The organism is Pseudomonas sp. G11, from assembly GCF_029457515.1.
Taxonomy (GTDB): Bacteria; Pseudomonadota; Gammaproteobacteria; order Pseudomonadales; family Pseudomonadaceae; genus Aquipseudomonas; species Aquipseudomonas gorinensis.
On sequence record NZ_CP120377.1, the window covers coordinates 1,086,764 to 1,101,638 of the forward strand.

The 14,875-nt window shown below is 60.3% G+C and carries 13 protein-coding genes; 6 read left to right on the forward strand and 7 right to left on the reverse strand.

Annotated features, from left to right (window positions below; translation table 11 throughout):
- Positions 1-31 precede the first annotated feature (31 nt).
- From P2T68_RS04820 to P2T68_RS04830, 3 genes are read left to right on the forward strand one after another with little or no spacing between them, the layout of a single operon-like run.
- Positions 32-691, forward strand: a complete 660-nt coding sequence (locus tag P2T68_RS04820) for a paraquat-inducible protein A (RefSeq protein WP_069075247.1) — start codon at positions 32-34, stop codon at positions 689-691.
- Entirely contained in the window at positions 678-1,301 is a 624-nt protein-coding gene (locus P2T68_RS04825; RefSeq protein ID WP_024073211.1) for a paraquat-inducible protein A, read from the forward strand. The genes P2T68_RS04820 and P2T68_RS04825 overlap by 14 nt, the downstream gene beginning before the upstream one ends.
- The gene (locus P2T68_RS04830; protein ID WP_069075246.1) at positions 1,294-3,597 is read left to right on the forward strand and encodes an MlaD family protein; all 2,304 of its coding nucleotides are present in this window, start codon (positions 1,294-1,296) and stop codon (positions 3,595-3,597) included. The genes P2T68_RS04825 and P2T68_RS04830 overlap by 8 nt, the downstream gene beginning before the upstream one ends.
- A 173-nt stretch (positions 3,598-3,770) precedes the next feature.
- Here the strand turns inward: P2T68_RS04830 and mksF are convergent, their stop codons facing one another.
- From mksF to mksB, 3 genes are read right to left on the reverse strand one after another with little or no spacing between them, the layout of a single operon-like run.
- Positions 3,771-6,611, reverse strand: coding sequence for an Mks condensin complex protein MksF (gene mksF / locus P2T68_RS04835; protein ID WP_024073213.1), 2,841 nt, complete (start codon positions 6,609-6,611; stop codon positions 3,771-3,773).
- Complete coding sequence (mksE, locus tag P2T68_RS04840; protein WP_024073214.1) at positions 6,608-7,315, reverse strand: Mks condensin complex protein MksE; 708 nt, start codon at positions 7,313-7,315, stop codon at positions 6,608-6,610. Before mksE ends, mksF begins: the two co-directional genes overlap by 4 nt.
- A complete protein-coding gene (mksB, locus tag P2T68_RS04845) occupies positions 7,305-8,582 on the reverse strand; it encodes an Mks condensin complex protein MksB (protein ID WP_069075245.1) in 1,278 nt (425 codons plus the stop codon). Before mksB ends, mksE begins: the two co-directional genes overlap by 11 nt.
- Positions 8,583-8,769: 187 nt before the next feature.
- On the opposite strand from mksB, the gene P2T68_RS04850 reads away from it, so the two are divergent.
- Positions 8,770-9,513 (forward strand): energy transducer TonB, encoded by a 744-nt coding sequence (locus P2T68_RS04850; RefSeq protein WP_277379734.1) that lies wholly within the window; start codon positions 8,770-8,772, stop codon positions 9,511-9,513.
- Entirely contained in the window at positions 9,506-9,958 is a 453-nt protein-coding gene (rimI, locus tag P2T68_RS04855) for a ribosomal protein S18-alanine N-acetyltransferase (RefSeq protein ID WP_003188286.1), read from the forward strand. Before P2T68_RS04850 ends, rimI begins: the two co-directional genes overlap by 8 nt.
- Before the next feature lie 119 nt (positions 9,959-10,077).
- On the opposite strand, the gene P2T68_RS04860 is transcribed toward rimI, so the two are convergent.
- Positions 10,078-10,380: a hypothetical protein gene (locus tag P2T68_RS04860; protein ID WP_024073217.1), complete on the reverse strand. Its 303-nt coding sequence runs from the start codon at positions 10,378-10,380 to the stop codon at positions 10,078-10,080.
- A gap of 154 nt (positions 10,381-10,534) precedes the next feature.
- Between P2T68_RS04860 and can the strand changes: the two genes are divergently transcribed.
- Positions 10,535-11,179 carry a carbonate dehydratase gene (gene can, locus P2T68_RS04865; RefSeq protein WP_010213394.1) on the forward strand — a complete coding sequence of 215 codons (645 nt, stop codon included), beginning with the start codon at positions 10,535-10,537 and terminating at the stop codon, positions 11,177-11,179.
- Here can and P2T68_RS04870 read toward each other — a convergent pair.
- From P2T68_RS04870 to acpA, 3 genes are all read right to left on the reverse strand, one after another.
- Entirely contained in the window at positions 11,176-11,700 is a 525-nt protein-coding gene (locus P2T68_RS04870) for a hypothetical protein (protein ID WP_024073218.1), read from the reverse strand. The two genes, can and P2T68_RS04870, sit on opposite strands and share 4 nt — an antisense overlap.
- A 142-nt stretch (positions 11,701-11,842) precedes the next feature.
- Complete coding sequence (locus P2T68_RS04875) at positions 11,843-13,012, reverse strand: hypothetical protein (RefSeq protein WP_024073219.1); 1,170 nt, start codon at positions 13,010-13,012, stop codon at positions 11,843-11,845.
- 122 nt (positions 13,013-13,134) lie between these two features.
- Positions 13,135-14,835 carry an acid phosphatase gene (gene acpA, locus P2T68_RS04880; RefSeq protein ID WP_102624509.1) on the reverse strand — a complete coding sequence of 567 codons (1,701 nt, stop codon included), beginning with the start codon at positions 14,833-14,835 and terminating at the stop codon, positions 13,135-13,137.
- Positions 14,836-14,875 lie beyond the last annotated feature (40 nt).

Genomic DNA, 14,875 nt, shown 5'->3' on the forward strand with positions numbered 1-14,875 from the left:
CCTAACCTTTTTTAGAGTCAGAGCCCTATCTATGCCCGACCCGGTTGATACCCTCAAGGTGTCGGATTTACCACTGGACGACCTGGTTGCATGTCATGAGTGCGACTTGCTGATGCGCAAACCAACGCTTGCCCTTGGCGAAAAGGCCCAATGCCCGCGTTGCGGATACGAGCTTTACGCTCACCGCCACAATGTCGTTGAGCGCAGCCTTGCCCTCGTGCTCGCCGCGCTGTTGCTGTACATCCCCGCGAACTTTTTACCCATCATGCAGCTCAATCTACTCGGGCAATCCTCTGAGGACACCGTGTGGAGTGGTGTTGTCGGTTTGTTCGATACCGGCATGCAAGGCGTTGCCGCCGTGGTGTTCCTGTGCAGCATGGGTATTCCCTTGCTCAAGCTGCTTTGCCAACTGGCAGTGTTGCTCAGCATTCGCTGGAAGATGGGCCGCAGTTACGGGCTGTTGCTGTACCGCATCTACCATCATATGAAGGACTGGGGGATGTTGGAGGTCTATTTGATGGGGGTGTTGGTAGCGATCGTAAAACTCGCAGATATGGCTTCTATCACAATCGGTCTGGGGCTAGCCTGCTTTGTCAGCCTATTAATGGTTCAGGTTCTGCTTGAGGTGGTGATGTCGCCGCACCAGATCTGGCAAGCACTGTCAGGAGAAGATGATCATGCGGGCGATTGATGCAGGCATTCTGATTTGTACCGAATGTCACGAACTGAACAAGCAAGAGCCGGATGCCGATGAGCAATCCTGCAGCCGTTGTGGTGCGCTGATCCATGCCCGCCGTCCCAACAGCCTCACGCGCACATGGGCATTGCTGATCACCGCGGCCATTTTATATATTCCCGCCAACCTGCTACCGATCATGACCATCAACTCCCTTGGCCAGGGTGATCCCAGTACCATCATGTCGGGTGTCATCCAACTGGTGCAGCACGGGATGTTCCCCATCGCCGCCGTGGTGTTCATTGCCAGTATTCTGGTGCCGACATTCAAGCTGGTGGGCATTGGTCTGCTACTGTTCTCGGTGCAGCGTCACCAACCGCTGTCCGCGCAACAACGCATCATCATGTACCGATTTATCGAATTCATTGGCCGCTGGTCCATGCTGGATATCTTCGTGATCGCCATCCTGGTGGCGGTTGTAAACTTTGGGCGGCTTGCCAGCGTCGAGGCCAACCTCGGCGCAGCAGCCTTCGCCAGTGTGGTGATCTTGACGATGCTTGCCGCAGTAACTTTTGATCCCCGACTGATTTGGGATAACACGGAGTCGGACGACGACCATGAGTGATTTGCCTAAAGCTAAAACCCGACCGGCCTCGAATTGGTCGGCAATTTGGGTCCTTCCCCTGATTGCGCTGATCATTGGTGGCTGGTTGGGATGGCGTGCCTATTCCCAGCAGGGCATTGAAATCCAAGTGCGTTTTGAAAGTGGCGAAGGCATCCAGGCCAACAAAACCGAAGTGGTCTACAAAGGTATGTCAGTGGGCAAGGTCAAGACCTTGGCCCTTGACGATGAGGGCAACAATCGCGGGGTGATTGCCACCATCGAGATGAACAAGGACGTCGAGCAATACCTCAAGACCAACACCCGCTTCTGGCTGGTCAAGCCCAGTGTCAGCCTCGCCGGTATCACCGGCCTGGAAACCTTGGTCTCAGGTAATTACATCGCTGCCAGCCCAGGCGACGGCGAGCCGACACGCAAATTCAAGGCCCTCTCCGAAGAGCCGCCATTATCCGACGCCAAGCCCGGCCTGCACCTGACCATCAAGGCCGACCGTCTCGGATCGCTTAACCGTGGCAGCCCAGTGTTCTACAAACAGATCCAGGTCGGCCAGGTCAAAAGCTACCTGCTGTCCGAAGACCAGAGCACCGTTGAAATCAAGGTTTATATCGAACCAACCTACGCCAACCTGGTGCGCAAACACACGCGTTTCTGGAACGCCAGCGGCATCAGCATCGATGCCAACCTCTCTGGAGTGAAGGTGCGCAGCGAGTCCCTCGCCAGTATCGTTGCCGGCGGTATCGCCTTCGCCACGCCGGAGAACCGCAAGGACAGCCCCCCCACTGATCCGAGCCTGCCGTTCCGCCTGTACGAAGATTTCGACGCTGCCGCAGCCGGTATCAAGGTCAAGGTCAAACTTACCGACTTCGAAGGCTTGCAGGCCGGACGCACCCCGGTGATGTACAAAGGCATTCAGGTCGGCAGCCTGAAAACCCTGAAGATCGATCCAGACCTGTCCAGCGCCAATGCTGAGCTGACCCTTGACCCATTGGCCGAAGATTATCTGGTGCAGGACACCCAGTTCTGGGTGGTCAAACCGTCCATTTCCCTGGCCGGTATCACCGGGCTTGAAGCGTTGGTCAAAGGTAACTACATCGCCATCCGCCCTGGCGACAAAGGCAGTGCGCCACAGCGTGAGTTTGTCGCCCGGGCCAAGGCCCCGCCATTGGATCTGCGTTCGCCAGGCCTGCACATGGTGCTGTTCACTGACAACCTTGGGTCCCTGGATGTAGGCAGCCCGATTCTCTACAAGCAGGTCAAGGTAGGTTCGGTGCAGAGCTATCAGTTCTCGCGCAAGAACAAACAGCTGGTGATCGGCGTCCACATCGAGAAGGAATACGCCAATCTGGTCAACGGTTCGACGCGCTTCTGGAATGCCAGCGGCGTTACCTTGACCGGCGGACTCACCGGCGGCATCCAAGTGAAAAGTGAATCCCTGGCCAGCTTGATGGCCGGTGGTATTGCCTTCGAAACGCCGGAACCGAACGTACCGCTGAAAAAGCGTATTCCACGTTTCCGCCTGTTCGCCGACCGTGAGGCCGCCAACCAGCATGGCACCCTGGTGACCATCAAGGTCGACCGCGCCGATGGGCTGCGTCCTGGCACGCCTGTTCGTTTCAAAGGGCTGGATGTGGGCAAGATCGAGAGCGTCGACTTGAGCGCCGATATGCAGTCGGTATTGCTCGGCGCGCGTATCACCCAAGTTGCGGACCGCATCGCGCGCGTCGGCAGTCAGTTCTGGGTGGTCAAGCCTGAACTGGGCCTGATGAAAACCTCCAACCTGGAAACCCTGGTCACTGGGCAGTACATCGAAGTACAGCCTGCGGTGAAAAACGCCGGGCCACAAAAGAGCTTTGTCGCCCTGGACCAACCCCCTGAAACCGCCCACCAGGAGGCGGGCCTGAGCCTGGTGCTCAGTGCCGCGCGCCGTGGTTCGTTGAAGGAAGGCGTGCCGGTCACCTACCGTGAAGTCACCGTGGGCAAAGTGACTGGATATGAGCTGGGCCAGACCGCCGACCGCGTACTGGTCCACATCCTGATCGAGCCCAAGTACGCTCCCCTGGTACGCAGCGGCAGCCGCTTCTGGAACTCCAGCGGCTTTGGTCTCGACTTTGGCCTGTTCAAGGGGGCGACGGTGCGGACGGAGTCCCTGGAGACGCTGGTCGCCGGCGGCATCGCCTTTGCCACGCCCGATGGCGAGCGCATGGGGAGTGCGGCGCGACCGCAGCAAACGTTCCCGCTGTTCGACAAGTTTGAAGACGAGTGGCTGACCTGGGCGCCTAAAATCCCACTCGGTAAATAGACCTGGGCGCCGCTATCGGGAGTAAGCCCCTCCCACATTTTGATTTGTGAGCGTATTCAACATGTGGGAGGGAGCTTGCTCCCGATGGGGCCTCAAAGACGACGTAAAACCCAGCCCAAAAAAAAGGCCGCGATCGATCAGATCGCGGCCTTTTTGCATTTCAACGCCGAGCGTCAGACCTCATCCAATTCCGGCTCATCCGCCTGCACATTCACCGTGGCCTTCACCACATCGTGGCGGCGGATGTACTTCCAATCCGCCTCATCGATATAGATCCCGTTAGGTCCGCTGCCGCCCTCCAAGTCGATTGCGACCTGGGCTGAGACCTGCGGTTTCACACTGGCCAGGATCGGCACGAAGCCCAGTTGCAGGCTGGTCTCCAGCAATGCGGCCTGGTTCTTCTCGTCGATATCCGCGGCTTCATCGAGATAGTACGGCAGCCGTACGCGACCGGCCTGGTCGCGGTCCATCAAGTGCAGCAACAAATACATGTTGGTCAGCGCTTTGATTGTCATCGTGGTGCCGTTGGACGCGGCACCATCGATGTCGGTGTGGATCACCGGCTGACCATGCACCTTGGTGATCTCGAAGGCCAACTCGAACAAATCCTTGAGGCCCAACTGGTTATGGTTTGCCGCTACCAGGCGCGCCAGGTATTCCTTGGCCTCTTCGTTCTTGTTGTCCTGCTCGGCGCTCTGGCTGAGGTCGAACACCGACAGGGTTTCGCCTTCTTCATACTGACCGGCACTGTGGATGATCTGGTCGATATGCTTGAGGGCTTCCTTGTTGGGGGCCAGCACGATACGGAAGCTTTGCAGGTTGGACACCTGGCGCTTGTTGATCTCGCGGTTGAACAATGCCAACTGGTGCTCAAGGCTGTCATAGTCGCTGCGGATATTGCGCAGGGTCCGCGCGATATCGGTGACTGCCGCACGCCGTGCCTTGCCGAGGGTCAGTGCTTCATCGGTACGGTGCGCATAGGCGTTGATCAGCAGTTGCAGGCGACGCTCCACGTCATCCTCGCTGTCGAACTTGGCCACGCCCTTGAGGCGTACCTGGGCGTACAGCGCTTCGATCTGGCCATCAGCGCGCAGCAAGCCCTGCCAGCTGTCCTGATAGTCATTGAGCAGCGGCAACAGGTTGTCCATGGAGTCGTCGACCGGGTCCATGAACGGCGTGCCGAACGGCAAGTCCGCCGGCAGCAACTGACGACGGCGCAAGGCGTCATCCAGGGTGCGTTGCTTGGCTTCCATATCGCCGATCTGGCGACCGACCAGTTGCAGCTTGGCCGACAGTTGCTGGACACGTTCGGTGAACGCATCGCTGGAGCGCTTCAGTTCATCCTGGGCGGCTTCCATTTGCGCCAGCTGTTCCAGCTTCTCACCTTCTTCGGCGCTCAGGGTCTGCGCGCGGCGGAAGTCTTCGAGGGCTTTTTGTGCGTCCAGCACCTGCTGGTACAGCGCTTCAGTCTGGGTCTTGCTCGCGGCACGGTCAGAGGCCACGGCCTGCTGGGTCTTGAGCTGCTTGAGTTCTTTCTCCAGGCGTTCTTTCTGGTCACGCAATGCCGCGCGATCCGCCAGGGCCTGTAATGCCGGGGGCTCGATGTGCGAGATGTCGATGGACAGCCCCGGCACTTCGAAACGCTCGCCCTTGAAGCCATCCAGGATCAGTTCCAGGGATTTGACCCACTGGCCGTCCTCATCCAGCGTAATGCCATGCTCGCCCAACGGCAGGCTGAACAGAGAACTGTTGAACAAGCGCATCAGACGCTCGACATCCTGCTGTGAGAATTCTTCACGCAGTTTGGCGTAGCTATTGTTATCCGCGTGATCAAGCTGCTGCTTGACCGACTTCAAGCGTTTTTCCAGGTCGCGCAGACGCTCGTCCAAATCCTCGGCGCTGAACTGCCGTGACTGCGCCAGGGCGCCGGCCAGTTCATCGTGGGCATCTTTGGCCGCCAACAGCTGTTGTTCCAGCACCTTGACGTCATCGACCAGGGCAAATCGATGCTTGAGCACCGACAGCTCGCCCAGCCAACGCTGGATACCGCTGATTTCCCGCTCCAGGCGCATCAGCTCCTGGGTGCCGCCGCGCTGGTCGTTTTGCAGCGCGTCCTGCTCGTTGCGGTAGTGCTCGGCCTGGATGGTCAGCTCTTCCTTGCGCGCACTGGCGTAGTCCGACCAGGTGCCCAGCAGCGAATCCAGCAGCGGCGACAGGCGATGCAATTTGCCACGCAGGATGTCGCGCTGTTTCACACCATTGGCCAGTGCTTCAACCAGCGGTCCTGCGGCGACCAGGGAGTTGTAGTCCTGCTCCATGCGTCGCACGTCGCGGAAGGCTTCTTCACACGCGGCGATGTAATCGACACTGCCGGAGCGCAGGCTGTGCTCGAACGCATCGAGGAACAATTGCTTGAGCTTGGCCGCGGTGATTTCGCGCATGTGCAGCAGGTTGATAAACAGTGCGCGGAAGGTCTTCAGGCTCTGTTCGCTGGTGGAACGCAGCGGGATCAGGGTCAGGTCCAGCGGGATCGACGTGTGGCCGCCCACCAGCAAACGGCGTAGTTCATCGGGCTTGAGCTCGTAGGCTTTCAGGCCCTCGCGCTCCAGGTTGGTGAACAGTTCTTTCTGACGCAGGCAGGTGTCGTTTTTCTGATAGTGGGCCAGGTCCAGCTTGCCGGCGTAGGCGAAGAACTGGTGACCAAAGCCGCCTCCCGGGCCGCGACCGACCACGCCGATCACATGCGGGCCGTGGGGCAGGGAGACCTCTACGAGGATGTAGCTGGTGTCGGTGGCAAAGTAGAAGCGCCGCGATTGTTCCAGGGTGTACTTGCCGAAACTCATGTCCGACATGCGCGCCAGGATCGGGAACTGCAAGGCGTTGATCGACGCGGATTTACCCAGGTTGTTCGCGCCATACACCGACAGCGGCTCTTCCAGCGGGAACAGGCCCAGGCTGTAGCCGGCGGTGTTCAATAGGGCGAAGCGGCGGATGCCGTAGCGTTCCTTGCTCATGCGTCGGTCTCCTGTTCTTCGGCAATGGCGCGGGCCAGGGCGTCTTCTTCGCTTTCGTCGTCAAAATCACTCAAGTCCAACGGGTCATCGGTCTTCAGCAGTTTTTCATCGCTGTCTTCGTCGATGATCACCGGGGCAGGCAACGGCAACACGCTGTGCACGCTGGCCGCCAGGTCGCGGTCCTGCTGCACCGACAGGCACACATCGAGGAAGCGGTGCATCGGCGGCAGGAAGCGATAAATACCGTTGTCTTCGCTGGCAAAACCCAATTGGGTCATGCGGCGCATGATTTTTTCTTCGAGTTCTTCCTGGGTCTGCACTTCGGCCTGGATAAACAGGTCGCGGTACTTTTCCAACAACGAGGGCAGTTCGTCGCGGCCCAGGCTGCCACCGTCGAGCACGGCAATCGGGTCGCGGCCCTGGTCGGCCAAATGCTCGACGATGATGAAGGTGAACAACGCCAGGCGTTGGGCGGTCTTGTTCACCTGCGCGCTGGCAATGGCGGAGTCGGGTACGAAGTAGTAGAAGCCCCGGGTATCGCACACCAGCTCAAAGCCAAGGGCCTTGAACAGCGTACGGTACTGATCCTGGAAATTCGACAGTTGCGCGTACAGCTCCGGGTCGCGGCGGCTGACGTGGTAACCCTTGAACAGCTCGCGAAAAATCGGCGCCAGCTGGGACAGTTCGGATAGATCAAGATGCATAAGGAGTGCTCGCAGAATGCTCGGCCGCGTCAGGGCTGGCCGGGAGCAGGGCGAATGAGCGCAGGCTGACCTGGTGCTCGTGTGTGTGGTAATCGCGGCGTTCCAGACGCTCGCGCTTGAAGCGTTTTTCGCGGGACAGGCGTGAGAACCAATACAGCAATTCGTCGGTGGCGCCGTCCGGCTCCTGTTCCAGCAGCCAGGTCATCAGGTCCGGCATCGGCAGCGCGTCTTCGCAGCGTTCGAGCATTTCCTTGACCGTGCGCGGTGCGCGCTGGGCTTCGCCTTTATGGGACTTGTGCGCCTTGGGGAAACGCGCCGGTTTCGGCTCGAAGTTCGCCAGGGCGTATACGTAGGCCTCAACCTGACTCGCGCTGCCAAGGAAGGTGCTTTGCGGCCGGGTAAACATCGGCATCGCGGCCTGCGGCACGGCATCCAGGCCTTTGCGGCGGATGGCCGATAGCGCGAGTGCTGCGCCACGGGTCACGGCGTTGTGCCGACGTGCTTCTTCACGCAGTGGCAACAGCAGTTCCCGTGCGTGACGCAAGGTCAGTTGGGCGCTGGTCTGCATCTCGAGAATGCGCGCGTGGGTACGCAGCAGCATGTCGTCGTCCACCAGGTGGCCGAGGCGCTGTTGCTCGGTGAGCATGCGCAGCAGCACATTCTCCACCTTGCGCACGCCTTGCTCGAAGGCGCCGTCGGCGTTCACCAGTTGGATCATCGGTTCGACGTATTCATCCCAGGTCGCCAGGACTTCGGCATAACGCTGGCGCAACGGGATCTGCCGGTCGCTGGTCTTGGCGCGGTCGGCCACGGCAGCGAGGGCCTGTTCGTCGTTGGCGAGTTTTTTCAGTACGTCGCGCACACGCATGTCCAGCAGGCGCAGTTGCCGCGCCAGGTCGTGGCCATCACGGATGTCGAAGGCGTCCTGGATATAACCGGCCAAGCGCTCGAGGTGGCGCAGGTAAGCTTCGATTTCCAGGCACAGGCCAAGCCGGTGCTCCTTGCGAAGATAGGCGAGGAAGTCGTGGATCTGTGCATTGAGCTCGAAACGGTTCGGGCTCTTGGCGACAGGTACCAGGATATCCAGGCGAATCCACACGTCCAGCAGGCTGGTGATGTCCTGGGGCGTGCTGTCCAATTGTTGGGCGGCCAGTTGTGCGCGCAACTCGCCCAGGCTCAGCGTGCCTTGGTCGAAGTGTTCGCACAGTGGCTCAAGTAGGGCCCAGTGTTCGGCGAGGGCGCGCAGGACGCGCTTGGGTTCGATCATGGGAATGGCCGGCTGGTTGGCGATTAAAAGTCGCGATTGTACTGCATCAGGCGCGGGATTTATCCACAGCCGGTCAGTGCGCAGTGGGCGATTGTTACCGAACAGCGGTAGAATCCTCGTTCTTTACTTATCCACAAGTGGCCGAGCTGTGCTTATCGAGTCCCGACGTCGCGCTTACTTGACCGCCATGCAGGTGGTCAACTGGCTGCCCCGCACCGAACTGCCGTTTGCCGCCCCGTCGCGGCCCGAGTTGTTGCAGGCGCTCGATCCCTATGAGGCGTTCGAGACCTCCGGGGAAGAAGCCGCTGCGCCCGTGGCGGTGGTTAAGCCAGAGCCGCCTGTGCGGCCGGTGGTGGAGCGCGCCAAGGTCGAGGTGCCACGTCCGTCGCCGATGGCCAAGCCGGTAGTCGCTGAAGAGGCGGCACCCGTGGTCAAGGCGCCGGTCGTCCCGCCACCGCGTTTTGCCCTGCAATTGCTACGGGCCGGACGTTGCCTGTTGCTGGTGGAACTGCCTACCGGCGAGCGCTTCCAGACCCGTGACCCGGCCTACATGCTGCTCAAGGACATGCTGCGCGCCGCCGGCCTGCCCGACAGTCCGCAAATTGTCGGCGACCCCGTGCGTTGGCCGCTGCTGGTGCGCGGCACGATGGACCAGGGCCCGGAAGCCGCGCGGGATTTTGTCCAAGGTTTTGTCTCGGCGCGTTTGGAAGACGAACCCTGCGTGTGCCTCTGGCTGATCGGCCTGCCTGCCGTGCGCTTTGCCGGTGAGGCCAATGCCGAGGCGTGGTACCGCGAGCTGCAGGTCGAAGGCCTGGGCTCGGTATGGGCCCTGCCGGGCCTGGAATTATTAATGGAAGAGCCACAGCGTAAGGCTGATGTCTGGCAAGCCATGCGCCGGCTGATGGCGCGCTGGAAAACAACCGATGAGTGAGGCTTTATCCTTCCGCCCGATGACCGAGGCAGACCTCGACGCCGTGCTGAAAATCGAATACGCGGCATTCAGCCATCCCTGGACCCGCGGGATCTTTCTCGACGGGCTGGGCAAATACCAGATCTGGTTGATGTTTGAAGGCGAGCAGCAAGTGGGCCACGGCGTGGTGCAGATCATCCTCGACGAAGCGCATTTGCTGAACATTACCGTCAAGCCGGAAAACCAGGGCCGTGGCCTGGGCCTGGCGCTGCTGGAACACCTGATGTCTCGCGCCTATGCGGCCAACGCGCGGGAATGTTTCCTCGAAGTGCGTGACAGCAACACCGGCGCGTTCCGGCTGTACGAGCGCTATGGCTTCAATGAAATCGGCCGTCGACGCGATTACTACCCGGCCGTCGGTGGGCGCGAAGATGCGGTCGTCATGGCCTGCACCCTGGTCGACTAAATACATAGCCCAATGTGGGAGGGGGCTTGCCCCCGATAGCAGTGGACCAGCCAGCTCATCGAGTGACTGACACACCGCCATCGGGGCAAGCCCCCTCCCACATCTAGGACTACGTTTTGTCAGCGGTTACCGTCTACCGGATCGATATCCGCCAGTTCGGCCTCATCCAGGCCGTTACCACCGCCAATTTCATCTTCGTTCACGATACTCAAATCGTAATCCGCCGGATTATCTTCGCCTTCCTCCCTGGCATCCCGCGCGCCATCCTCATGGATCAAGTTTTCCGGGGTCAAATCATCACCGGTCTGCGCGGAGGGTGCGTCCTCGTCAAAGTCCAGCTCGCGCATCGAGCCCATACGATCTTCGTTGTCATCAATCGGTTCGGGCTGGGTAGCACCGTAGGGACGTCGTGATTCAGTCATGGCCAATCCTCATACTGTGGGGCTTATAGTGTGTGGACAGGCACTGCGCCCCAAAGATTCAAGCTGATTCATGTTTGTTATTCACCGGCAGGGCGTGACCCGGACGACGGGTTGTCAGTCACAAAACTGCGCATCATTCCTGAGGCTTTCCCTGATGAACGAATTACAAGACCTGCTTGATAACAACGAACGCTGGGCGGATGCGATCAAACAGGAAGATCCCGAATTCTTCGCCAAGCTCGCTCGCCAGCAGACCCCGGAATACCTGTGGATCGGCTGTTCTGACGCCCGAGTGCCGGCCAACGAGATCGTTGGCATGCTGCCGGGTGATCTATTCGTGCACCGCAACGTGGCCAACGTGGTGCTGCACACTGACCTCAATTGCCTGTCGGTGATCCAGTACGCGGTCGATGTACTCAAGGTCAAACACATCCTCGTCACTGGCCACTATGGCTGTGGCGGCGTGCGTGCATCGATGCAGGACCGCCAGTTCGGCCTGATCGACGGCTGGCTGCGCACCATTCGCGACCTGTACTACGAAAACCGTGACCTGCTGGCCCAGTTGCCGACTGAAGAAGAGCGCGTCGATCGCCTGTGCGAGTTGAACGTGATCCAGCAAGTGGCCAACGTCGGCCATACCAGCATTGTGCAAAACGCCTGGCACCGTGGGCAGAGCCTGTCGATCCATGGTTGCATCTATGGCATCAAGGATGGCCGCTGGAAGAGCCTGAACACCACCATCAGTGGCTTTGAGCAACTGCCGCCGCAATATCGCCTGCGCCCGTTGGGCGAAGCCTAACGGTATTCGGGGCCGCGCTTGCTCTCCAGCACGCGCAGCCCCTCGGCGTTTATCTGTTCCTCTCGGCCTTTGATCCAGCCCCGGCAGTTGGGCGCGCCACAGTGGCAGGCAAATTGATGGGGCAAGATGTCGCCGCTGTCGGCGTAATCGATGGTCAGCCAGCTTCCGACGGCAATCGGCACCACGGCCCATAGCTCCAGATAGTGGGTGTCGAAATAGACATTCGGGCTGCAAGAGTGACGCAGCAGGCCGCAGAACCATCGGTCGTACAGATGAATACGCGATGAGATCTGGAAGGTGTGCTGGCGCCGCTCGCTGAGGGCGTAGCCCGACACCTTGGCAATGCGCGTTCGGCTGTCAAAGGCGACACGGGCCTTGATCCCCGTGGGGTCGCCGTTTCGGTTGCGCACCACTTGAAACTGGCGGGTTGAGGGGTAGCCGCGCTCGAACAGCGATGTCGCAAAGGGATAGAGGCAGTCAGTCGCAACAGTTTTAGCCTTATCCATGGCTTGAGTCTTCATAACTCTCCTTGGTAGGGCTGCATCGACCTGCGGATGGTGTCTGACTGCCAGTCTTGCAGCGGATGGCCCGGCTCAAGACTCGCTTAAGATTGAACCGATTTCTACTGTCAGAGTTGACAGTAGAAATCGGTTTTTTTGCGCTCTAGAGCGCTGGAATGCCGATCGATGGGGTGGGAACGGCGTTTTTAAGCTGTTTGAGCTGTGACTTGATCGCGGGCGTGGCGCATTTGGCATTCGCCTGTTCGGGGCTCAGGTTGCGCACCGAGGTATAGAACAATTCACAGGTCTGTTCTTTGCGCGTGACCTGCCAGGTGTTCATGCATGCCTTGAGTAGCACATTCGGATCGCTCGCCGGTTTTTGCCCCATCCCGGCTTGCCAGCAGGCGGCACTCAGGTCCTGGCCCATCACTTTCAAGCCTGCTTCGTCAGCCTTCTGCTCGTCGCCGTCATAGGTGTCGGGGCTGGCCGCATACCAGATGTAGCTGGGATGGTTGGAGCCCAGGACCGACACGGTTTTACCCGCTTCCGGGCTGATTTGCGCCAGGCCCAGCACCCCCACGGTTTGCCCGTATTGTTGCTTGATCCAGCTGCGCACCGGCGCGCCGAACGCGACCATTGGCAATGAGCCGCTGGGCCGCACGCTCAGTTCCTTGACCATGCGGGTCTGGTAGTCGGTGAAGTAACCGTAGACGCTCTCCAAGTCCTTGCCGGCGTTGGACGGTGCGGCGATGGGCGCGATGTCGATGATGGTCTGGTAGGCCGGGGTTTCGGTGGCCGGTATGCCATTGTCGGTGAGCAAGGTGGCCCAGCGGTCGGTGGTGGCCGATTCCAGGTAATCCTGGGCCTGGGTCAGTGAGTAATCCGGGGGGAAGTGCAGCAGCTCAATGCTCTTGCGGTTTTCCAGGGCCATGCCCAACGGCAGGAACAGGTACCAGTTGTAGGCCCACTTGCCGTCGACGTTGAGTTTGCTGGCGCCCCGGTAGGCCAGGTCGGCGGTGTCGAGCAGTGCCGTCAGCGGGTGCCCGTAGCTGTCGGGTACGCCACTGAAGGTCGCGACGACCTGGCCCTCATGGGTTTTGACACTGACCTTGGCCCGACTGTAGCCGTCGCGTTGCAGGCTTTGGTTCAGGTAATGCTCGACGGTCTGCTCCAGCGTCCATGGACGAAAGCAGATCACGTTGCAGTTATTGGGGTAAGCGAACAACTGGGTCACCCGTTGCGGGCTACCCAGGGGTACTTCGATGTCGGCCTGTACCACCGCACTGGCCATCAGTGCGGCCAGGGCGAAGGACAGCCTGGTCGATTTGAACATACTTGATTCCTTGTCAGCGAAAGCCCGTCTGCGCGGGATGAAAGCCCACCTCCACACAGTAGCGGCTGACCGGGAAAACCGCGTCCTAAATCGTCGGGTGTGTCGTTATTGGATAAGCCGTCCTACACGCTGAACTGCAAGGCATTGCTCAAATCGCCCATGGGTTTCTGGCCGCGGGCAATCATTGCGTCATCCCGCTGCTTGAGGCCGTCCAAGGTCTCCAACTGGAAGACTCGGGTAATCAGGCGCAGGATCGACGCCGTGTCGTACACCGTATGGTCCACCGTGCCTTTGCGCGCAAAGGGTGACACCACCAGCGCCGGCACTCGCGTACCAGGGCCCCAGCGGTCGCCCTTGGGCGGAGCCACGTGGTCCCACCAGCCGCCGTTTTCATCGACAGTGACCACCACCACCATGTTTTTCCACTGCGGGCTCTCCTGCAGCACCTTCAGGGCACGCACGATATGGCGGTCGCCGGAGGCCACGTCGGCATAACCCGCGTGCATATTGAGGTTGCCCTGGGGTTTGTAGAAGGTCACGGCGGGGAGCTTGCCCGCCTCGGCGTCGGCGAAGAACTTGTTGGTGCTGGATTCGTCGCCCAAGCCCGCGTCGCGCAGGCGCTTGTCACGCTCCGCACGGTTTTCGGGCCCTTGCTGCTTGAAGTAGTTGAACGGTTGGTGGTGATACTGGAAATTCGGGATCTTCGGAATGCCGCCCGAGTCCTTGAATTGGTCCAGCGTCGCCTGCCAGGCCCCGGCGTACCAGGCCCAGTCGACGTTCTTTTTCGATAGCTTGTCGCCGATGTGTTCGTGGGTCTGCGGCACCAGCACGTTGGGCAGGTCGGCTTTGGCGTAGTCCGGGTTTTCCGGGTCGCGAATCCAGGTCGGCCAGTAGGGTGGGGCCAGGGTGTTCACGCCGTAACCGTCAGGGGTCAGCGCACTGGGGCCGAACTGTGGCGGGCCGGTCATGGCGCTGGCCGGGGATTTATCCAGGGGTTTGAGGCGCGGGTCAGTCGGATCATCGCTTTGCAGCGTGGCGATCTGCGCCTTGGCCACCGACTGCGCGGCATTCGGATAAAACGGCGCGGTGGCGCTGATCAGGTACTGGTGGTTGAGGAACGAACCGCCGAAGGCACCCTGGAAGAAGTTATCGCAGAGCACGAACTCCTTGGCCACGTCCCACAAGCGTAGGGAATAACGGCTCTGGGCGTAATGCCCCATCACCAGGCCACCGGAGTCGGCCCAGGCAACGAAACCATCGTTCTTGCCGCCGTTGATCTGCATCTGGTTCTGATAGAACACGTGCCACAAGTCGCGGGTGACCAGGCTCAAGGGCAGGTCTTCGGCGTTCGGGCCCTTGAGGGCGAACGGGGCGTTGGGCAGGTTTTCCTGGAATTGCACTTCGCTGGGGTAGGTCACCCCATCCACGCTTTGCGGGCCGACCTGCAACACACCGCCCCAGACGGGGGGCAGGGTGGTCAATAAGCTGCCGTCGCGGTCGCGTTGCTGCGTGTCGGCGGCAGAAAGCGCCGACAGCGGTTTCTCAACGCCGGGGAAGTCCGCAAACAGATTGTTGAAGCTGCGGTTCTCGGCATAGATCACTACCACGGTCTTCACCTGGTCGTGCAACGCCTTGTCCAGCTCCTGCGGTGTGAGCGGGCGTGCCACTGGCTTGCCCGGTGCTTCGCTGCCATTGCCGCACGCACTCAAGGTCGCGCCAACCCCCAGCACCGCCGCGCCCCCCAGGAAGCGCCGACGGCTGGTATCTACCGGCGGTTGGGCGATGGAGTCGGGGGCAGGGCGGTCTTCGTGATCGTCACTCATTGCGGGGAGTCCTTGCTGGCGAGATGTTGCAAGATATTTC

What these genes read in the sequence shown, in the direction of transcription:
- P2T68_RS04820 (WP_069075247.1), top strand. Translation starts at nt 32, where the DNA reads ATGCCCGACCCGGTTGATACCCTCAAGGTGTCGGATTTACCACTGGAC.
- P2T68_RS04825 (WP_024073211.1), top strand. Translation starts at nt 678, where the DNA reads ATGCGGGCGATTGATGCAGGCATTCTGATTTGTACCGAATGTCACGAA.
- P2T68_RS04830 (WP_069075246.1), top strand. Translation starts at nt 1,294, where the DNA reads ATGAGTGATTTGCCTAAAGCTAAAACCCGACCGGCCTCGAATTGGTCG.
- mksF (WP_024073213.1), bottom strand. Translation starts at nt 6,611, where the DNA reads ATGAGCAAGGAACGCTACGGCATCCGCCGCTTCGCCCTATTGAACACC.
- mksE (WP_024073214.1), bottom strand. Translation starts at nt 7,315, where the DNA reads ATGCATCTTGATCTATCCGAACTGTCCCAGCTGGCGCCGATTTTTCGC.
- mksB (WP_069075245.1), bottom strand. Translation starts at nt 8,582, where the DNA reads ATGATCGAACCCAAGCGCGTCCTGCGCGCCCTCGCCGAACACTGGGCC.
- P2T68_RS04850 (WP_277379734.1), top strand. Translation starts at nt 8,770, where the DNA reads ATGCAGGTGGTCAACTGGCTGCCCCGCACCGAACTGCCGTTTGCCGCC.
- rimI (WP_003188286.1), top strand. Translation starts at nt 9,506, where the DNA reads ATGAGTGAGGCTTTATCCTTCCGCCCGATGACCGAGGCAGACCTCGAC.
- P2T68_RS04860 (WP_024073217.1), bottom strand. Translation starts at nt 10,380, where the DNA reads ATGACTGAATCACGACGTCCCTACGGTGCTACCCAGCCCGAACCGATT.
- can (WP_010213394.1), top strand. Translation starts at nt 10,535, where the DNA reads ATGAACGAATTACAAGACCTGCTTGATAACAACGAACGCTGGGCGGAT.
- P2T68_RS04870 (WP_024073218.1), bottom strand. Translation starts at nt 11,700, where the DNA reads ATGAAGACTCAAGCCATGGATAAGGCTAAAACTGTTGCGACTGACTGC.
- P2T68_RS04875 (WP_024073219.1), bottom strand. Translation starts at nt 13,012, where the DNA reads ATGTTCAAATCGACCAGGCTGTCCTTCGCCCTGGCCGCACTGATGGCC.
- acpA (WP_102624509.1), bottom strand. Translation starts at nt 14,835, where the DNA reads ATGAGTGACGATCACGAAGACCGCCCTGCCCCCGACTCCATCGCCCAA.